Annotated in this window: 1 protein-coding gene; it reads left to right on the top strand. The window is 73.7% G+C overall.

All coding sequences use genetic code 11. From position 1 onward, the window contains the following. The coding region (locus FVW27_RS19170) for a TolC family protein (RefSeq protein ID WP_167128371.1) at positions 1-539 on the top strand (539 nt) is incomplete at both ends.

The raw sequence follows: 539 nt of genomic DNA on the forward strand, positions 1-539 counted from the left end.
CGGCGGACCTTGCCGCCACCACGGCGGAGCGCTGGCCCACGCTCAGCCTGTCGGCCACGCTGGGCTCGCAGGCGTCCGCGGTGAACAGGCTGCTGTCTTCGGGCAGCGGGGTGTGGTCCGTGGCCCCTGCGCTGGGCCTGACCCTGTTCGATTCCGGGGCCACCACCGCGCGCATCGAACAGGCCGATGCCCGGCGCGAACAGGTCGCCCTGACCTACCTTTCCACGGCGCGCACGGCGGTGGAGGAGGCGGAAGCCGCCCTGTACGCCGTGGACCGCCAGCAGCACAGGTTGCCTGATCTGGTCGCCGTGCTGGAGGCGGACCGCACTGCCCTTGTCCTGGCCTGGGACCGCTACCGGGCCGGGCTGACCGATTTTCTGGCCGTGGCCGATGCCGAGCGCGAACTGTCCACCGCAGCCCTGACCCACGTGAGGGGGCGGGCAGTACTGGCCACCCGCGCCATCACCCTGTACCGGGCGCTGGGCGGCGGCTGGGCCGTGCCGATGGGCGAGGGGCAGGCCGCCGTTTCCGCCCCGGGG

Source organism: Nitratidesulfovibrio liaohensis, from assembly GCF_011682075.1.
In the GTDB taxonomy this organism is placed as follows: domain Bacteria; phylum Desulfobacterota; class Desulfovibrionia; order Desulfovibrionales; family Desulfovibrionaceae; genus Cupidesulfovibrio; species Cupidesulfovibrio liaohensis.